Source organism: Citrobacter sp. UYEF32 (assembly GCF_040546205.1).
Taxonomy (GTDB): domain Bacteria; phylum Pseudomonadota; class Gammaproteobacteria; order Enterobacterales; family Enterobacteriaceae; genus Phytobacter; species Phytobacter diazotrophicus.
In genome coordinates, this window is record NZ_JBEPNI010000001.1 from 523,524 (window position 1) to 544,324 (window position 20,801).

Annotated in this window: 14 protein-coding genes; 1 reads left to right on the plus strand and 13 read right to left on the minus strand. The window is 44.0% G+C overall.

Features of this window, described 5'->3' with window-relative positions; genetic code table 11:
• Positions 1–131: 131 nt before the first annotated feature.
• Positions 132–1,136, plus strand: coding sequence for an NAD-dependent epimerase (locus tag ABIB59_RS02740; RefSeq protein WP_354033924.1), 1,005 nt, complete (start codon positions 132–134; stop codon positions 1,134–1,136).
• Positions 1,137–1,172: 36 nt separating this feature from the next.
• Here the strand turns inward: ABIB59_RS02740 and ugd are convergent, their stop codons facing one another.
• The 13 genes from ugd to ABIB59_RS02805 form a co-directional block, all read right to left on the minus strand.
• Positions 1,173–2,339, minus strand: coding sequence for a UDP-glucose 6-dehydrogenase (gene ugd, locus ABIB59_RS02745; RefSeq protein ID WP_079496338.1), 1,167 nt, complete (start codon positions 2,337–2,339; stop codon positions 1,173–1,175).
• 312 nt (positions 2,340–2,651) lie between these two features.
• Positions 2,652–4,991, minus strand: a complete 2,340-nt coding sequence (locus ABIB59_RS02750) for a hypothetical protein (protein WP_354033926.1) — start codon at positions 4,989–4,991, stop codon at positions 2,652–2,654.
• Positions 4,988–5,788 carry a glycosyltransferase family 2 protein gene (locus ABIB59_RS02755; protein WP_354033928.1) on the minus strand — a complete coding sequence of 267 codons (801 nt, stop codon included), beginning with the start codon at positions 5,786–5,788 and terminating at the stop codon, positions 4,988–4,990. Before ABIB59_RS02755 ends, ABIB59_RS02750 begins: the two co-directional genes overlap by 4 nt.
• A gap of 17 nt (positions 5,789–5,805) precedes the next feature.
• Positions 5,806–6,162, minus strand: coding sequence for a DMT family transporter (locus ABIB59_RS02760; RefSeq protein ID WP_343193383.1), 357 nt, complete (start codon positions 6,160–6,162; stop codon positions 5,806–5,808).
• Between the two features lie 15 nt (positions 6,163–6,177).
• Positions 6,178–6,990, minus strand: coding sequence for a sugar phosphate isomerase/epimerase family protein (locus ABIB59_RS02765; protein WP_354033930.1), 813 nt, complete (start codon positions 6,988–6,990; stop codon positions 6,178–6,180).
• Positions 6,987–7,772: an NAD-dependent epimerase/dehydratase family protein gene (locus ABIB59_RS02770; RefSeq protein ID WP_079496334.1), complete on the minus strand. Its 786-nt coding sequence runs from the start codon at positions 7,770–7,772 to the stop codon at positions 6,987–6,989. The genes ABIB59_RS02765 and ABIB59_RS02770 overlap by 4 nt, the downstream gene beginning before the upstream one ends.
• Before the next feature lie 14 nt (positions 7,773–7,786).
• Positions 7,787–8,797, minus strand: a complete 1,011-nt coding sequence (locus tag ABIB59_RS02775) for a glycosyl transferase family 2 (RefSeq protein WP_354033933.1) — start codon at positions 8,795–8,797, stop codon at positions 7,787–7,789.
• A 21-nt stretch (positions 8,798–8,818) separates the two neighbouring features.
• Complete coding sequence (locus ABIB59_RS02780) at positions 8,819–9,934, minus strand: FAD-dependent oxidoreductase (RefSeq protein WP_354033935.1); 1,116 nt, start codon at positions 9,932–9,934, stop codon at positions 8,819–8,821.
• Positions 9,935–10,083: 149 nt separating this feature from the next.
• Positions 10,084–11,490, minus strand: coding sequence for an NADP-dependent phosphogluconate dehydrogenase (gene gnd / locus ABIB59_RS02785; protein WP_107223908.1), 1,407 nt, complete (start codon positions 11,488–11,490; stop codon positions 10,084–10,086).
• 502 nt (positions 11,491–11,992) lie between these two features.
• Positions 11,993–13,816 (minus strand): HAD family hydrolase, encoded by a 1,824-nt coding sequence (locus ABIB59_RS02790; RefSeq protein WP_354033937.1) that lies wholly within the window; start codon positions 13,814–13,816, stop codon positions 11,993–11,995.
• Positions 13,816–18,549 carry a glycosyltransferase gene (locus ABIB59_RS02795; protein WP_354033939.1) on the minus strand — a complete coding sequence of 1,578 codons (4,734 nt, stop codon included), beginning with the start codon at positions 18,547–18,549 and terminating at the stop codon, positions 13,816–13,818. Before ABIB59_RS02795 ends, ABIB59_RS02790 begins: the two co-directional genes overlap by 1 nt.
• Before the next feature lie 54 nt (positions 18,550–18,603).
• A complete protein-coding gene (locus ABIB59_RS02800) occupies positions 18,604–19,959 on the minus strand; it encodes an ABC transporter ATP-binding protein (protein WP_354033941.1) in 1,356 nt (451 codons plus the stop codon).
• A complete protein-coding gene (locus tag ABIB59_RS02805) occupies positions 19,949–20,779 on the minus strand; it encodes an ABC transporter permease (RefSeq protein WP_354033942.1) in 831 nt (276 codons plus the stop codon). The genes ABIB59_RS02800 and ABIB59_RS02805 overlap by 11 nt, the downstream gene beginning before the upstream one ends.
• Between the last annotated feature and the right edge of the window lie 22 nt (positions 20,780–20,801).

Genomic DNA, 20,801 nt, shown 5'->3' on the forward strand with positions numbered 1-20,801 from the left:
CCTGCACTCCCCCTCTTCCCTACTGAATTAACAGTTATCATTCTGCTTCTCAACAGGTATGATCCGCCTCATGGTTCAGCGCTGCTCCTGCCGCGCTGCATGTTTTGCATCACCAGACATTGAGGTTGAAGATGAAATTTTTGGTCACCGGCGCAGCCGGCTTTATCGGCTTTCACGTCAGCGAACGTCTGTTACAGGCGGGCCATCAGGTCACAGGGATAGATAACCTTAATGATTATTATGAAGTCAGCCTGAAAGAAGCACGCCTGAACTTACTGGCAAACGAAAACTTTCGCTTTGTGAAACTGGACCTGGCTGACCGTGAAGGGATGACACAGTTATTTGCCGAAGAGAAGTTCGACCGCGTTATCCATCTTGCCGCTCAGGCGGGCGTACGTTATTCACTGGAAAACCCACATGTTTACGCCGAAGCTAACCTGATTGGTCATCTGAACGTGCTGGAAGGCTGCCGCCACAATAAGGTTCAGCATTTGCTGTATGCCTCCTCCAGTTCTGTTTACGGCCTGAACCGCAAGATGCCTTTCTCTACGGAAGATTCGGTTGATCACCCGGTATCGCTTTACGCCGCAACCAAAAAAGCCAATGAGCTGATGTCGCATACCTATTCACATCTTTATGGTTTACCGACCACGGGGCTGCGTTTCTTTACGGTTTACGGCCCGTGGGGACGCCCGGACATGGCGTTGTTTAAATTCACGAAAGCCATGCTCGAAGGCAAAAGTATCGATGTCTATAACTACGGCAAGATGAAACGCGACTTTACCTATGTGGATGATATTGTTGAAGCTATTATCCGTATGCAGGATGTGATTCCACAGGCTGACCCGAACTGGACCGTTGAAAGTGGCTCCCCGGCCAGCAGTTCAGCGCCCTACCATATCTACAACATCGGCAATAGCTCGCCGGTCGAGTTGATGGATTACATCACAGCGCTGGAAGAGGCGCTGGGTATTGAAGCGCAGAAGAATATGATGCCGATTCAGGCGGGCGATGTGCTGGAAACCAGCGCCGATACGCAGCCGTTGTATGACACCATCGGTTTTAAACCGCAGACATCGGTTAAAGAAGGCGTGAAGAAATTTGTCGAGTGGTACAAGACGTATTACAAGGCGTAAAAAAACGGCCCTGACGGGCCGTTTTCATTTCTGTGCTTAGTCGTTACCGAACAGATCGCGGGTATAAACTTTGGCTTCAACATCCGCCAGCTCTGGTGCCATACGGTTCGAAATAATCACATCCGATTCTTTCTTGAAAGCTTCCAGGTCGCGGACAACGCGAGAGTGGAAGAACTCGTCTTCCTGCATTACCGGTTCATAAATGATGACCTGTACACCCTTCGCCTTGATACGTTTCATAATCCCCTGAATAGAGGATGCGCGGAAGTTATCCGAACCGCTCTTCATAATAAGACGGTAGACACCCACCACCTTCGGTTTACGGGAAAGAATGGAGTCAGCAATGAAGTCTTTGCGCGTGCGGTTCGCATCCACGATAGCCGCAATAATGTTATTCGGCACCGACTGGTAGTTCGCCAGCAATTGCTTGGTATCTTTTGGCAGGCAGTAGCCGCCATAGCCAAATGACGGGTTGTTGTAGTGATTGCCAATACGCGGGTCAAGGCAAACCCCTTCAATGATCTGGCGCGTATTCAGCCCCAGCGCTTCGGCATAGCTGTCCAGCTCGTTGAAATAGGCCACGCGCATTGCCAGATAGGTATTGGCGAACAGCTTGATGGCTTCGGCTTCGGTGGAATCAGTGAACAGTGTTGGGATATCTTTCTTGATAGCCCCTTCCTGCAGCAGGCCCGCAAAACGCTCTGCGCGTGTGGAACGTTCGCCAATGACAATACGTGACGGATGCAGGTTGTCGTAAAGCGCCTTACCTTCGCGCAAGAACTCCGGTGAGAAGATGACATTGTCGATGCCGAGCTCATCTTTGATGGACTGAGTGAACCCCACAGGGATGGTAGACTTGATAATCATCACCGCATCGGGGTTGATTTCGTGCACATCGCGGATGACCGACTCAACACTGGAAGTATTGAAGTAGTTGGTTTTCGGGTCGTAATCAGTCGGGGTGGCGATAATGACATAATCGGCGCCCCGATAGGCATCTTGCTTATCCGTGGTGGCGCGAAAATTCAGCTCTTTTGTCGCCAGATACTCTTCAATTTCTTTATCAACGATCGGCGATTTTTTCTGGTTCAGCATATCGACTTTAGCCTGCACGATATCCAGTGCGACCACTTCATGATGCTGCGCAATCAGAATACCGTTCGATAAGCCAACGTAGCCTGTTCCTGAGATTGTTATTTTCATTCGATAAGCAACTTTTGTCAGTGTTTAGAACCGAAGATGGCACTACGCCGCCATCACGCTAGATCAATAACTGTTGGGGTTTTTACCTCTTCTGTTGATAGCCTGTCAAGGCAGGTCCCCGCTGAAACAGCCGCGTTCTGTTAGCAAATTATTCCATCGTTGCAGGATTGTTTAGAAAAATGCACTGCTATAACCGGGATTAAGGCAAAAAAAAGCCCGGTTATCGCTACCGGGCTCTCATGAGGTAACCACCAATTATCGGATAAATCCCGCACCAGAGTGAATTGCAGAATATACCCGTCCGTTATCTCTTTATTTTAACGTCAAAGGTCGTTGCAGGTTCCGGCAGACAAAGATCTGGTCACCCGTGCGTCCACTCAGACTCACCGTGTAATCGCCGTGCAGCCCGGAGGTATCGACATTTGCTGTAAAGCCTGCATTTTCGAGATCGGGTTTACCAAACACCGCAATCAAATCACCCCGGCTGTTTTTGCTACTTGCAACAAAACGATGATGTTGATTTTTGTCGGTTAGCGAGACGTAGATTGCATCAAACAGCGTCCCTTGCCCGGTAGATTTCGCTAACCATCCTTTAAGTACCAAAGGCGTTATAACATCATCAGCAATAGCAGGTTCAGTGAGTTGATCAACACTGCCTTCACAGTCAATATCCTTCACAGAAACGGACGGCGAGACGGTAACGGGGTCGTTGTATTTTATTTTACGGCGTTGATAGTGGATTAACGGCACTGCAGTAGTCGCAATTTTCGCATCAAATTCCGGTTCAAAATAATAACTGGAATCCGTTTCGAACATAATATCGGTAACATCTTCCCCGGTAAAACCATTTTCATCAAAGCCATCAAGCAGCGGTGAAGCCCAGACACCACTATGGGAATTTATGATATTTAGCCGGTACTCTTTTTGCAGACCAGATTTAAGCTTATATCTAACCTTAACAATATCTCCCCTAAAGAGGAAATTTTTAATTTTTCCTACAAGAGAAATTTTAAAATCAGGAAATACTTTCACAATACTATTTTTAGCCTGAGGTAGAGGATACCAGACACCAAATTGCATTCGTTCATTTTGGCGGGTCACGAAATCAGCTGCCAGGGTTTGATCTCTTGACGTCAATAACAATAGCGGCTCACTGTTTCTACCATGAGTAAACTCACTGACTTTGTAATTCTCAAAAATGGCCATCGAAGTTAACGGGTCTTCATTTAAGATAAATTTATTATCCAGTCCAATGAAGCTATTACAGTCCGCATCGCCACAACCAAGACCGCTGTTCCATATTATTTTTTTAGGTTTACCGGCACCACGCAAATAATCCGAGTTAGCTTGATCTAAAACTGGCGTCAATGTCATATAGTTTTGAAATAATGGTCGCGGTTTATAGTTCAACTGATTCGCATACATATACTCGTTATTATATGGATAGACATCAACCGAGTCCGTGCCTATTTTTTTCAAAAATTGATCATCTAATTTATACTGATGATAGCGTTGCGCCATCCTCTCTTCATACGCATTACCCGCAAAAGGTAAATCAAAAGGATTGCGCATTGTTGGAATAGTAAATTTTGTAAAAACGAGACTTAACTTAGGGGAATTATAAAAAGCCGAATGTGCACCTAAATAATACAAGCAAATAAAACAAATAAAAAAAAGCGTTTTCGCAAGATAGCTTTTATCAAAAGCCATCAATAGTACTATATATGCACAAGGCACCACAAAATAATCTATATAATGATCGGCACGACCAAAGCCCAGTTTAAACAAGAACAACCAAGTTACGAGCATTGGTACCAAGAGAAACCTTCGAAGAAAAACACCATAAATAATAAAACAACCAAGAATGACAAAGGCACAAACAAAAGAGAAACGGTAGTTTTGAATATCTAGTGTCATATCAACACCATTACCGTAGCTCAATTCAATATTTATAGTAAAATATTTAAAAACCTGGTTAACGTCTCCATATATTAGTATGCCGACAAGGAATGATGAAGCTATAAAAGAAAATATGAAGGCAATGATATATTTAACTTTAACATCTTTAAACAAATATACTGCCAGGTATCCTCCCAGAACACTTACAGCTATCAATCCATAAAAAAAACGAACATACAAAAACATCCCAGCCATAGAGCCAAGTACGAAACAAAGCCCCATATTAAATTGTATGTTTCGCTCATTTGTCAATTGTTGATAAAACAAAAAAATTAGCGGCCATAAAAATAACAGAGATTTAAGAGAATAAAAAGAAAAGAAACAAATAAAAATTAAAGAAAAATATAAATACCCTCGTTTCCAATACATCAACAACAATATTGAGTAAATCACAAATGAATAAAAAAACAATATAAACGATATTGAAAGAAAGTAACTCCAGGCATTGAAATGCTCGCTTGTACGGGTCACAAGCCAAAATAGCGGGCCATAGCTAAAAATAAAGGATTGATCTTCTAAAAAAACAGCATTCGCCACATTCATCCATTGCTCAACATTATCAATGGAGTCTGGCACTTTCCCTTGCGTGATCAGATTTATAAAAGGAATTAACGTCAAAAAAACAAATAAGAATGCCAGACCTCTCCTTGTTGCTAAACGCTGCAATAATGGCCACGCAAAATTCACGCTCATTGCCCTCTTTTAACGTTATAAGCACCAAAGCAACTCTTAAACAAAATCTTCAGCACAGCAAGGTTTCCTCTAAAACTGCTGATTTTTGTCGGCACTTCCCCTTCCGGGTAGATGCGTGATGTCGGCAGTTCGATGCAACGGAAACCCAGTTTCGGTGCAATATATGACAGGTAGGCCAATAACTCATACGTCATAAATACATCACGAAATGGCGCAACACGCTCGTCCAACAACATTTTGCTGCTGTATGCGCGGAAACCTTGCGTTGTATCAGTCCAATGGAACCCAGATGCGATGCTCAATACGGGGGCGTGGATGAATTTTATCGCAAAGTCGCGTGATTTAGGCGTATTAACCGCTATACCACCATTTACAAAACGCGAGGCCTGTACAAAATCATATCCCTGCTCTAAGGCGGCAATAAACTCCGGAATAGGCGCAGGATCATCCTTGTCATTACCATCAATGGTAATGATATTTTTATAGCCTTTTTCCAGAACAAACGCATAACCACAGCGCAATTGCGCACTTAACTTTCCTGGCCCCGTTTTAAGTAACAGGCCGCTGACGTTTAACTTTAATAAGTTTTCTGTTTCCAGCGAACCATCTGTACTACCGCCATCCACAATAATGATATCTGCAATGCCGCTAATCTTCAGATTATTCATCTTAGTGAGCAGGCTGACGATGCGGTTTCCTTCATTAATGACCGGAATCACTACGCAAGCATCATGCTTTTTTTCCGTCCATAACGTGACATTGTATGCAGGAACTTCCCATTTTTTTTCGTTATTCATAGCAAAATCCATTCTTGTTAAGCCGCTTTCGAAGTGATCAATGCAACACCGACGATAACAAAGGCAACACCTACAATAGTCGTCCAGTGAAATGTTTCGTTAAAAACAACGACCGACAGTATTGCTACCGCAGCAACCGCACCGGTAGTGAGTACTGGGTGTGCGATATTTAGAGGCAACACTGCAAGCGATGCGGCATAAAGGACAAATGCGCCACCATAGAGCGCCAACCCTAACCAGAACGGCCAGTTTGTCAACGACGCAAGGGGGTCTGCCAGGGAAGGAAATTTACGCGGTGGCATCATCGCCATTTTAATTAAGACACTGGCTGAGGCATTACATGCGATGCCTAAAATAAGTATTAACCATTTCAAGGTCGTTGTACCTGTTTAACGATATAAGGAAGTGACATGAGAAAGAGCGCGACGGATAGAAACGAGATGTGATTCCTCTTTCGTTGCAAGCATTTCAATCGTGGCCGGGAAAGTTACCAATTGCGTTTTTAATACTTCGGCCAGCGCGGCATGTCCATTGAACGTATCGCCAACCGTCGCAAGTTGCGCCTCACTGATATGCACATGCCCGATAACATTCTTCGCCTGAGCCAATACAGTCTCGATATTTTCCTGGTTAATAATGACTGCCCCAGTATCGAGCTGCATTTTAATGTTCGGGTGAGCAATGGCCGTGACAACATCACAGGTCTCATTGCTTGTTGTCATAAAATTGGCGCCATAAACCGCCGGATTTGGCTCCAGACAGACAATCACACCCTGATCGGCAGCAATATCACCAAGTTTACGGAAAAACGTTTGGGCAACACGCTCGGTTTCCGTTGCACTAAGACCGGAGCAATCACGATTTTTTGGCGAGCCAAACACCAGACGAGTAGCCCCCAGAACAGAACCGATACGACAAATATCAGCTAAATGCGCCAGTAGTTTTTCCTGGACCGCTTGCGACCCAAATACATTTAAACCTGTAGTACCAAACAAGAGTGACTGCATGCCGATGATGTCAACCCCCTGCTCTTTCCACCAGTTTTTTACCGCCATGATATCAGCGGTTGTTGCTTTGGCTGGCTCTGGAAAATACTTACCGGGAGCAATATCGATAGCATCAACTTGAAACTCTTTAAGCAGAGACAATACGTCGAGATCTTCGCTAATATCCCAGGCAAGGTTTGAGATGGAGATTCTCATTGCTTATCTTCCTGAGCTTTTTTAGGTTCCGACTGCGCGTAATGTCTGACTGCCTGCAGCGTTTCCTTCGCGGAGTACTGGTAATGCGCAGTGCCGCCAAATAATGCGCCATATACACTGCGCATATCATAAGAAACGGGGGATGCAGCCTGTTGACGGGTAAATTCGAAACCAAAACCTTCACCCGCAATTTTTGCAACAGAAACAGGCTCAGCAGTCAGATGAACGAGGCTGATATTATTTTCAAGTGCTTTGTTGATATCAAACCAGAGATTAACCATCGGGTAAAACTGGAAAACGCTACGGCTTTCGATTTTGGCAACGTTATTATCATTGAGAAAATCAAAGATGATATTTTTACGCAGCCCGGGGCCAACCAGACCTGGTAATCTCACGATCACGTGACGCGAAAATTTTTGCGCAACAAACTGCTCAAGTCGGTAGCGATTCAGACCATAAGCATGCAGATCCTGCACATCAATCGGTGTATTTTCATCAACACCCACGGGTGTTTTAAAAACGTCAACCGTACTGATTAAGACAAAGTTATCGCATTCAATACTGTCGAGGCAGGCGATCAGTGAGTCAATTTTCTCACGGTCTCCTTGTGGATCGGCATTGGCAATCCATTTCTGCGCGGGGGCGCCAGCACAGACAACAAGATCGAATTTTTTACCTTTAATATCATTAATATTCGTCGAACGATAAAAATCGTCAAATTGGGTTTGCTTCATCAAAGTAGTGCCAACAAACCCGGTATACCCAATTAACGCCTTCGCCATGTTCTCTCCTGTAATTATCGGTCGCGTCCGGTCTGCACAAGATTAGACTCTTCAGCAGTGGCATCATTTAAAACGTTTACGCGGTCCTGATTCACCATCACCGCGCTATTTTTCTCAAATACGACGGAATAAGCCGCTTGCTCACTTCGATCATCCAGAAGTCGGCTGAGGTATTCACCAAAAAACGCCAGCATAATGAACTGGAGCATAAAGAGCACCGACATAAACAGAATGGTTGTCGTCCATCCCTCAACAACGTGGCCATTAATGAGATTGACCACAATACTGTAAATAGCAAACAGCAATGCACATGAACTTCCGACGGTCCCAACAACTGACATCCAGCGCAGTGGCCGTGAAGAGTTAAATACCATCAGCCGCACTAAATTACGAAAACCATATACAATCGATTTTTTAACATGATTTTCGCTAATCGGTTCATAAACCAATTCACTTATCGGGTAGCCGGTCTTTTGAATGCGGAGGTAAAACTGGTGATGAAAACGGCCAGTATCCGTCACCGCATTTACCGCACGACGACTTAAGCAACGCAGCCCGGTAGAGTTCTTAGGGATATGGTAATCAATCGCACTCAGTATATGGGATGCGATATTACGTAAGAATCGATATGCGCATGGCAGAGGCTGATTAGAAACACCGACGACAACATCATAACCAGACTTACATTCCTCAACGGCGCGATGAATAACATCGACGGGATCGGTCAGGTGATCATAAAGAACGACAAAATCGCCGATCGCATTTTCGAGCCCGGCAGCCCAAACCACATCATCATGTGCTGCACCGGAGAGCTGCATAAAGCGCACACTGGGAATAGTATCTAAAATTTGATCCACTGCGGACTTTCTCGGTACGTCACGATAGGGTCCTTTAGAGACAATTAAGATTTCATAATCACTATAATTTACATCCAGTAGTTGCTGGATTTGTCGTAGCTTTGATGTTAATTCACCCGAGAGATCATGAGTCTTTAAAACAACAGAAACAAAAGATTCGCTTTTCACTTGTGTAGTCTCTTTTTATTCTTAAATGACGTTCATATTCTTAATAGCTTCAACGGCATCATATACGTTATCTATCTTGCCACCCATAATACAGTGAAACCCATTCATGCCATGATGAGGTCGAAAAAGAATTGGACGAGAGTCATCCGTTTCGCTGCGTGGCAACAATGTTTTCACTTCCCAGAGCGAGCGTTCGTAACGGCAATCATTGAGAATAGGCATATACCGGGAGGCATCCTTAACCATATACTGCCATGCGCTGTTTTTCTTATCCTCATCGAATTTCACATGCGAGTCGCGGTATTTTTCACCCGGATTATCATGCCATTCGTAATGCGGTGTATAGCGTACATGACTGAAAGAATGCAAGCCGACAGAAGGGAAAGGCATCACGGAGAAAAATGGGCCGCACATAATCGTAAACCCGTTTTTTTTTAATTCGTCGGGTACATCAACCAGGCACATTTCTGTCATTTCATGCTTAAGCGGAATTAATTCAACTCCGGAGTTATCAAGCAAATAATTCAAATGTGAATAGGTGCAATTAAAGACATGATCAGCATGATGGGTCTCAACTTCCCCACTGGTTATGTTTCGTACATATGCTGTAATTCTGTTATTGATGCTTTCGACTTTATCAACCGAGTAACCACAGCGATACTCAGCCGTAGAGCTTGCCAACCGTTGCAACATCATATCGCGCAGCTTGAATGCATCGAATGCAAATTCTTTGACCGTAAAACAGGCATCGATCAACTGGGGGTTGACCATATTCTGTATTTTAGCTGGCGCCACATCGCAATCGGCACCAATGCGTTTACAAAACATACGGAACTGACCCGCAGACACTTTACCCAGCAATTCACTGATTAAATAATATTTATCAAAATCCGAGTCTACGCAGTCTCTAAATTCTTCAACAAAACGGGGAAAAGAGATGCGAGAGCGTAAAGCGGTTAATATACTTCGGGGATAATGATAACCATTATGCACACGGGCCTGATTATTGTAAGATGCGCGGGACATATAGTTATTCTCTTTTTCAAAGAGTTTGACTCTATGCCCTAGCAGAGAGAATTGCTCAGCAAGGTACATACCAAAAAAACCACCGCCGACAATTATTATATCTTTGCGCATGATTGCATTAATGCCTTTAATCAAGTGAAATTTATGTTATTCCTTTTACACTCAAAAAAACAGAAATAACTTTAAAGTGAAATTTATTTCAAAGTAAAGCCATCCGTTTGGATGGCCTTTTATATGTAGGTATTATAAAAACCGTCTAATTAATCAAGCCATTCCGTATGGAACACGCCCTCTTTATCAGTACGTTTATAAGTATGCGCGCCAAAATAATCACGCTGAGCCTGGATCAGGTTGGCTGGCAGTACCGCAGCTCGGTAGCTGTCGTAATAGGCAACCGCAGCGGCAAAGGTCGGGACCGGAATACCATTCTGCACAGCATAAGCTACAACATCGCGCAGCGCCTGCTGGTACTCATCAGCGATTTTCTTAAAGTACGGAGCCAGCAACAGGTTAGCAATTGCCGGCGTTTCTGCGTATGCATCGGTAATTTTCTGCAGGAACTGAGCACGGATGATGCAGCCTGCGCGGAAAATTTTCGCGATTTCGCCGTAGTTCAAATCCCAGTTATATTCATCAGACGCGGCGCGCAACTGAGAGAAGCCCTGCGCATAAGAGACGATTTTACCGAGATACAGTGCGCGACGGACTTTCTCGATAAACTGTACTTTGTCGCCAGCAGGCTGTGCCTGTGGGCCGCTCAGAACTTTAGACGCGGCAACGCGCTGCTCTTTCAGCGAAGAGATATAACGTGCGAATACAGATTCAGTGATCAGGGAAAGCGGTTCGCCGAGATCCAGGGAACTCTGGCTGGTCCATTTACCGGTGCCTTTGTTAGCCGCTTCATCCAGAATCACATCGACCAGATAGTTACCGTCTTCATCTTTCTTGGTGAAGATGTCCTTGGTGATATCAATCAGGTAGCTGCTCAGCTCGCCTTTATTCCACTCGCTGAAAGTGGTAGCCAGCTCTTCGTTAGACAGATTCAGGCCGCCTTTCAGTAATGAATAGGCTTCTGCAATCAATTGCATGTCGCCATATTCGATACCATTGTGAACCATTTTAACGTAATGGCCCGCACCATCAGCACCGATATAGGTCACACATGGCTCGCCATCTTCGGCAACGGCTGCAATTTTTGTCAGGATCGGTGCGACCAGTTCGTAAGCATCTTTCTGACCGCCAGGCATGATGGATGGGCCTTTCAGCGCGCCTTCTTCACCGCCTGAAACACCGGTACCAATAAAATTAAAGCCCTCAGCAGAGAGTTCGCGGTTACGACGAATGGTGTCCTGGAAGAAGGTATTACCGCCATCAATGATGATGTCGCCTTTTTCCAGATACGGTTTCAGGGAGTCAATAGCGGCATCTGTGCCAGCACCCGCTTTCACCATCAACAGGATGCGACGGGGAGTTTCTAAGGATTCAACAAACTCTTTCACGGTGTAATACGGAACCAGTTTCTTGCCAGGGTTCTCGGCAATCACTTCTTCGGTCTTATCACGGGAGCGGTTGAAAACGGAAACGGTATAGCCACGGCTTTCGATGTTAAGCGCCAGGTTGCGCCCCATCACGGCCATACCAACAACGCCGATTTGTTGCTTAGACATTACTTACTCCTGTCAGGTGTGGTAACCCTCTGGCGGTTAGGCCATTGGGCTTAAGTAAAGATTATAGTAACGTAGATTACACACGCTGGGTACCTGCGAAAGAGGCAACTTACCGCCAGGCCATATGCAGCCGTAAGGAGCGGCAGTTTCGCAGGTTAATGACTGAAATGATGTTACTTCCGTATGTCGCGCGACATGTCAGGTAATCATTATCTCGTTCAGAGAATTTAAGCATCGATAATCACAGTATCAATTGGTGAAAAATGCGATTATTTCAGACTCTTCTCGTTCATGGGCAATAAAAAATCGAGAATAATGAATTAACTTATGTACCGATGTTTCGAAAAAGCGACATTCATGGCTGCATAACAGCCATAAGGATCAATTAAAGAATACATTATTGTCCCGCGCGTCTTCCATCGCAAAATCAGCACAATGTTATCTTTAATAGTAATCAACTCAACATTGATTGTTCACAATAAAATATGGAACAAACATATATTTAACTAATTAAATAATCTTCCACGCACAGTGATTTCAATCTTGAGCTACCCCACGCGTCAAAATTTGAAATACCCGTGATTGCTGAATAATCCTGCCACTTTTTATTCTGAACCAGACTAAGCATACTCAAAGTAAGCTCATGAGGCGTCAACTCAATATTGAGACGCTTGCTTAGCGCGTTGTAATTCTCTGCGAATAACATCGCGCCGTCACAGATATCAGAAACACTCTGTGACAGGTCACGTTTTAACCCACGCCCTTGATCACCAACGGGTGCAGATGTTGCTGCATCATAACCAATAATTGAGTCATGCGGCGCAGAGAAAAAAAGTTCAATGGCTACGCGGTTTTCATAGATCTGATCGATGAGAGATATATCGGTATTTTCAGCTTCATACATTGCGTGCATTTGCAGAAATCCTTTACGTCTGACTTTCTCTGCGGTATTTGCAAGGCAGAAATAATAACCGTGGATATCTACATCAAAAAATTGTTTCACCGCATGGTAAAAGGCTTCTTGTGTTGTACCACTCCAGCCGACATCCACGAGAGCAATTTTCTCACCCGGTTTAATACCTAACTTTTGAATATAAGCAAAAAGACCACGGCGGTTTTTACGGCAAACCAGTAAGATTTGCCATCTCCACGCATACAAGAAATTGGTCATTAATGGGAATAGCTCAGGCGTCAGCGCAGTTTCCGCAGACAGCCCAAAAGAAGCCATAATTTCGGGAGCTGGCGGAACGACACCAATACGCTCAAGGACTTCACGTGGCTGCAACCCCTCGGCTCCAGAGAGTAAAAAGGGGATGAACTGCAAAAAGTTCTGATCATTAATTGTCGCAAGGGTCAGCGCTGTACGGGAACCATAGAAATATGTTGAATCAGGGAAATCACCAACATCGCCCCGCTCTACCATCTTTTGCATTACATAACCATCACGGGATAAGAAAAACACGTGATCGATCTGCTGTGCTACCGCCTGAGCTTTAATCCATTTAAGGAAACCAAGAGATGCAGCACCGCCATAGGTAAAACCTAAACTTTTATAAGTCTGAAGGTCATGATAGCCTTCATGGCTTTTTAACATTCCCTGAGCAAAAGAGAGAGACAGCGGCAACCCTTTGCAAATTGTGCTTAAGTAGTGGGAACAATAGTGATATGCAAGAAGGCCTTTCTCACGCGGACGTATCACATCGGATACTTCATTATCACCAACATGTAAAATCTGATCCGTAGAAACATTCAGTCTACGTGCAATGATGTCAAAGAGTTCTCCTGAATCACGCTTAGTCGCGTTTTCATCGGCTGAACTGAACACCGCAACACCGGTAACTCCGTATTTCTCCAGCGCCTGCTCAAAAAAACGCGCCGGTAAATACATATCGGAAGTAACAATGACCGTTTTCCCGGCATCTTTTAACTGCTTGAATAATTCAAAGATAATACCATTTGGTTCAACTAAGTTTAGTTCCAATTGGTATTCTGCATCGGCCATTTTTTCAGCGGCCTGCACATCATGAGTGAAGGCTGCATAAATACCTGCAATAGTAATCTCTTTTTTACCACTGGCACTCATCTGACGAAAGGCTTCAACCTGAGCGCTTTGCCGTTTTGTTTTGAAATTATCAATACCCAGTTGTTTCCCAAGAATGTCAAAAGCATCCTCTGGGTCAGCAAGCGGACGGGTAAATAATGTATCGAAAAAATCAAAAGAGATCACTTCCGCATCATTTAATGCAGTTACTGGCAAATCTTTAAATGATTCAATCGCTTCTGCAAAGCGATTGAATTCAGGTCCCAGAATAGTATTCATAAGCATCAGCAACCAACCTCAAAATTAATGCCGTTAGGGTGCAAGTTAATATTGAAGAATGGATCGTATTGATAATAACGAGGATGTTTTTCGTTGAGTCGACTTAGCTCGTTCATGAGACGTCGCACTTTTTCTTCATCCTGATGATCCAATCCACGACTAACGGACTCGTAATGATAAAGTTCAACAGCTGGGCACATTACATTGTAATATCCCGCATCTACGCTGCGGAAACATAAATCTACATCGTTATAGGCAATAGGAAAAGATTCGTCGAACTGACCGATTCGATCAAATTTTTTCCTTTCCATCATCAGACATGCACCGGTTACAGCCAGCCAGTTATATTCCAGAAGGTTACGCATGAAATAACCTGGGTGGGTGCGGTCAATATTATGTAGCGCATGCATTGGTCCACCGGCAAGATTCAGCACACCAGCGTGTTGGACAAGGTTCGTTTCCGGATAGATTAATTTTGCACCTACAGCACCTATATGCGGCAATTGAGCGTAACCTATCAGACGCTCTAACCAATCAGCATGCAAAACTTCTGTATCGTCGTTCAAGAAAAGCAGAATCTCACCTTTTGATTCAGCCACACCAACATTATTGAGTTCCGAGAAGTTGAACGGGCGATCATGGCGAATAACTTTTATCTTTTCTTCGCTTTCAAGCGAGGAAAAGTATTCAAGTGCATCAGCAGCAACAGAGCCATTATCGAGAATAATGATCTCATATTGGCTGTAACGTGTCGTATTTTTAATGGAATCAACACAGCGACGCAATACGTTACAATTGTCGCGGGTAGGAATAATAATGCTGACTAACGGATTACCAATCGGGAAGTAATTTACACGAAAATAGCCTGCAGGCCCCACAACAGGTTCGACGACGCCCTGTTGACCGCGACGAGCCAGTGCGTCTTTGCGTACATTAACAGAGGCTTCCAGGACATAATCTTTCGCTGCAATATCAGAAGCGGTCGATTGGGGAATAATTCTCCAGTGATACAGTACCTTAGAAATATGGCTAATTTTTGATGTCTGTTCAGACACACGCAAAACAAAATCCCAATCCTGACAACCATCAAATTCTGAACGTAATAAACCTGTTTTTGCCAGTAATGTTTTTTTGACACAAGACGCATGGCACGTAAACATCGTGCTCATCATGGTATCTGGCGACCAGTCAGGCTTGAAGTGAGGCTGGACGTAGAATCCTTCTTCGGAGAGTTTATCTTCATCACTGTAGATAAAGTCAGGATCATCATTGTTAATGCATAGCGCCATTTCATATAAGCAATCTGGCGTCAGAAGATCATCGTGATCCGTAAAGACAATATAATCCCCCGCTGCATGCTCAATAGCAAAATTCGTTGCACCGGAAATACGGCTATTCGTTTCAAGATGAACAACTTTGATCTGTGGATTGGTAATACTGCTTAACACGTCATAGAGTTGCGGATCGGTACTGCAATCATTAGCCAGAATCAATTCCCACTGAGGGTACCACTGCGCTTCGATAGATTCGATAAGCTCATGGAGCAGATCCAGCGGCGTGTTGTAGATTGGCACCACAATAGAAAAGAGTGGTTTAACGGCCATATTGTTGATAATGATTGATAAATTATCTGGCTGCGCAGGAGTAACGTAACAGTATTCCGAAACACCATGGCGGAGATGATAGCCTTCGCTTCGGTTATACGTAATCGTGGTTGGCAACATGACCGCCATAGGGGCTGTACTGCCAACCGCGGACGTAGCATTTTCGTCATTACCCGCGATGAAAGGCGCTGGCGCTGGCACTGGGACTGGCGCTGCAGCAACAGCGTGCAGCATTTGCATCATACGCTGCTGCCGGAGGCGCGCAACGACACCTTTCCAGCCCTCCCGACGCAAGGTACTCATCCCGCGTGAGACAATTTTCTTCAGCCCATGCTGGCGATACAAACGTCGGGTAACAGAGGCCAACGCCTTGGATCTGTGTTTTATTTTCCCTACTGCGCGCAGAGGTGCTGTAACTTTCCAGCTGGATGAGCTCTCAAGGGCATTTATTCTTGCCATTGCGCCCGCGAGCTGGGCATTAACATGAGCAAGTTGCGCATTAGCAGATGATAGTTGCACTTTAGTATTTTCAAGTTGTGCATTTCTGGCATCCAATTGCGCCTCGGTATCTTCTAATTCGGTATGCACATCAATAAGTCGTACAGTGGTCTCACCCAATTGTACGGTTGAATTCTCCAGTTGCACGGTGGCTTTCTCCAATTGTGCCGTGGTCTTGTCCAAATGTACCGTGGTGTTTTCGAGTTGAACCGCTGTGTCGTCCAGTTCCTCGGTAGTATTATCCAGTCGTACCTTGGTGCTTTCTAGTTGTACCCGGACATTGTCCATCTGTACTTTCGTATTTTCCAGTTGGGTTCTTGTCTTCTCTAATTGTCCAGAGGTTTCATCCAATTGCTGTGTGGTTTCTTCAAGTTTTTCAGACGTTATATCCCGTTGTCTGGCAGTTTCCTCCAGTCGTTCTATTGTTTTTTCAAGACGTAGTGTCGTTTCCGTTAGTTCAATATGGGTATCGTGTAATTTCGCGGATACGTCATTTAATTTTTTCTGTTCAAGCATTAAGTTATGTGCTTTATTGGCTCTGAAAATTTCAGCCAGCGCATTTTCCCTGATAAGTTCCACTTCGGCTTCAATATACATCTCAGAGAGTGCAGGAATATTTTGCAAAACGATCTGTGGGTCTTGCGATGTCGAATAATAAACGTCCTGCGGTTGTCCCTTCTGAACTTTCAGAATATCTCTGTATTCACCGTTAGCCTTATGGGAATTTAACTGCCAGATAATATCACCATCGGCATTTTTGATCGCTAGTCCTGACATTGAGAACCAGTGACAGCCATCTACAGGATCGAACCGTAATTTAGTTACAGGCTGTTGGTTGCTTCCCTTAATTGCCCAGCGAATTGTATTTTTGCCCCAGTTCAGCACTGAGAATTGTGTATTTTCTTCCGCAAAATCTTCCTCTCCAAAGGCGAAATAGAGGCAGGCTCTACTATGTTTAATACTCACCGGAGCCAGAGGTCGCTCTTCGTGCCAGACAAGTAAATCGTCAAAGTTACGGCCTGTGACCTGATGCTGGAATTGAGCTTCCTTGCGCATGTACCGCTGCAGATCATCATCTGCCAATACAATTCCCAAACTTGCAAATACTTGATGAACAAATTCTTTTCGGGTAATTAACTCATTATCAGCCAATGGACGGACCCTTGCCTGATTGAGCACCAGGATGATACCTCTGAACAGGAGATGCCCCAGTTCAATTCGCTCCGTACCTTCCCACTCAACGTCGAATAAAACAGGCTGCCCATCAGAAAGAATAATATTCTGAGGGATGGCATCAATAAAATACGCAGGTAAACTAAAATTAGCATTGAGTATCAGGTTCAGATTACTATCCTGATCATTCTTGATAAAGTAATCGAGGGCCGCTAACCATTGTTTCATCAAGTTAACGATATCATTAAAGTTCCAATAATCAGTACAAAGTGCATTAATGAATTGCTGACCTAGCAATGTACCGCGATAATATTTATCACCATTCTTCCTGATTTGCGAGTATTTATTCTCTTCTCGCGCAACATTCTCACTTGAGAAAAAGCGGTAAGAAATATCCACTTCGCCATTATCAGTGCGACGGAAGAGTGTTTCTTTAGCGTATTCTTTTTTGCGTTGTGTGCTGTAATGGTAAGCAAGAACCGTCTTGTCTAAAGGTATTTCAGCATCAATGCTGGCCACAAAAATAAACGAGTTCGCAAGTGACACCCCAAGCTTATTTTTGAAAATTTCGGGGAAGCTATTTTGTAGTGAAAACGTCAAATGCGCAGGTAATTGTGGATCGCTGAAGACACTCTGAACGGCAAGCGCGGACGCGTCAAAGTCCGCCATATCGCTACCCTGTGGGGTAACAATAGACATGGGGAGTTTGTAATCCGGGAACGGCAATAATACATCAGAGTGCTTATAACCCGTTTCAGTGAGAAGCTCACTTAACTCTGCATAACCCCAGGTTTTTGCTTCTCCAGTTTTATAACGACCTTCGATGCCATACATTGACTGACGAATATGATCTTCAGGCGCGCCGGCAAAATACTTAAGGCCTAATTTATTTTCAATGGCTATGAATAAAAAGCCGCCGGGCTTAAGCAATTTACGAACCTGGGTAAGTAAATCCTTCTCTGGGTGCTCGCCATCGCCAAACATGGTTGCATATTCAAGAACACCGATAAGCGTGATAGCATCGAACTGACGACCTGGATTAAAGCGATCAAAGCGCTCTGCAACAACCTGCACATTATCCAGATCGCGAGTACGGCTGGCAGCAATAGATGCCCTGCGCTGACTCCCTTCAAGGGCCAGAATATTACCACCGTTTTCGCCAAGAAAGCGGCTGATTGCCCCACAGCCTGCACCAATTTCAAGGACATCTCCTTGCAATAAATGGGCAAAAGGGCGTAAGACATTTCCGCGCTGCGACGTCAAATGGTAGAGCGTCTGCCAGTCAATGCATTTATTGCGCAACTCATCAGAAAAAACCGAAATATCTTCCGCATCGCGGATAATGCCAGCAAGGCGTTCTTCCGCCTCATCGCCATCGTTGTAACCTATGTTGGTGTAGTCTTCACGTCTCCATACATTTAGACTTTTATCGAAAAAATAGCCAAGACTTTCGAGTTGAAACATAAAACCCACCTGTATTTGTAACACCGCTCAGGCAATGCCCGGCGATGTCACAGTTCATTGCAGACTAATATGAGTGTCCAAATTTACTAAACCGATAAACTGTACCCGGTTCAACACACTCAAATGTATAGAATCGTAACGCCTGTCATGCGGCACAACGGAACCGCCCTCATCGCAACTGGCGATACCCACCGAGATAAAATAATCCCCGGAAGCAAGGTTGACAGGCATTGATAAAGAAGCATGCATAATATCTCCGGCATTGAATTGCCTGGACATATCAATATTCTGAAATTCACTATTGGTGTTATAAATTGTCACCCCTTCTTTGGTTTTGAGTGCAAAACCAAAAATAGGACGATATACCGCTTCTTTAAACCTTACGTAAAACTGCAAATGAATTGCACGCTCGCCCTCGATCACCAGTGGATACTGCTTATCATCCTGAACCAACTGATAGTCCAGTATTTCAGCCTTAAGATCGCCCCAACGGTACTCCGAAGGGTTGTAATTAGGCCTTTGTTCATAACACAGCCCATCCTTGAACCAGTTCTGAACTTTCAGGGAGCTCTGTAGATTCTCCTCTATACGTTGCTGCTCAATACCCGACTCGATCTTCCCAGAAATAGCTTCTTTTTCATCCGTTTTGCCAAAGAGAAGATCGAGATATTTATTTACCACTACGCGTGGGCTGTCTTGCATGAGCATAACTCCGTCATTAATTAAAATGGCAGAGTCGCAATGAGTCACAATCTGTTCAGTCGCATGGGAGACAAACAGAATAGAGGTTCCCTTTTCTTTTAGCTGTTTTAAACGCGCAAAACATTTTGCCTGAAACCGCGCATCACCAACCGCCAGCGCTTCATCCACAATTAAGATTTCCGGCTCTATTTGCGCCTGGATAGCAAACGCCAGACGTACCAGCATCCCACTTGAATAAGCACGAACAGGTGAGTCAATAAAATGTCCGATATCTGCAAAACTGATGATATCATCTAATTTTTCTTCAATTTCAGCTCTGGTCAATCCCAGTAATGCTGCATTGAGGTAGATATTTTCCCGGCCCGAAAAATCGTTATTAAACCCGGCACCCAATTCAAGTAATGCGGCGACACGTCCATTTAACTTAACGCTCCCGGAAGTAGGAGTCAGCGTGCCGGCAATTATTTGCAAAAGGGTTGATTTTCCGGATCCATTTTTACCAACAATCCCGACGGTTTCGCCTTTTTTCAATCGAAAGCTGATATCCTGCAACGCCCAAAACTCATCATGGTAGAGTCTGGTTACTTTTTCTGTGCGATGATGCACTTTCGGTACGATAAATTCTTTTAATCTTTTAATGGGATTATCGTAGACTTGATAGCATTTACTGACATTATCAATTTCAATTGCATACAGATCAGATGACATCAGCAAACCCTCCTCGTGTTTTCTGGAACCAGATATAGCAGACATAGGTAATCCAGATAGAGTTTACTGAATAAATTGCTAATCCGAAGAAATCGGGCAATTGCCCCCAAACAATAACAATGCGTGATTGCTCAATAATATAAGTCAAGGGATTAAGCAGCACGATACTTTGCATCCACTCTGGCAATGCCGCGAGAGGATAAAAAACAGGAGAAAGAAATATTAAAACAGTAACAATTACACCGATCGACTGCCCGATATCACGGATATAAACACCTAGTGAAGAAATAAGCCATGATAGACCCAGCGATAATATTACCAATGGTAGAAAGACTATCGGTGCAAATATAATCGTCCAATTAATATAGCCATTAAAAATAAAAAAAGCCATAATCAATACGGCGCTACTGATCATACTTTGAAAAACTGACGATAACACGGTGACTACTGGCAATATTTCTAAAGGGAAGACAACTTTTTTGACGTAATTAGAATTTTGTAAAATTAAATTTGGTGCTCTCAGCAAGCACTCAGCCAGAAATGAATGAATAATCATACCAACAAACAAAATAACCGCAAACTGTGTTTTAGGCTCATCAGCGGCAGCATTTCCCCACCGAGCTTTAAATACAACAGAAAAAACCAATGTATATATAGCAAGCATGAGGATAGGGTTAATTAAGGACCATAGCACACCAATCGCAGAACCTTTATATTTACTCAGAATGTCCCTTTTCGTCATTTGAAAAATAAGACTTCGATTATTTACCAGCGAACTCATAAGAGAGCCCGATGATATTATTTTTTCTTTTCCACTCACAACTTCACCTCAAAATTTCATA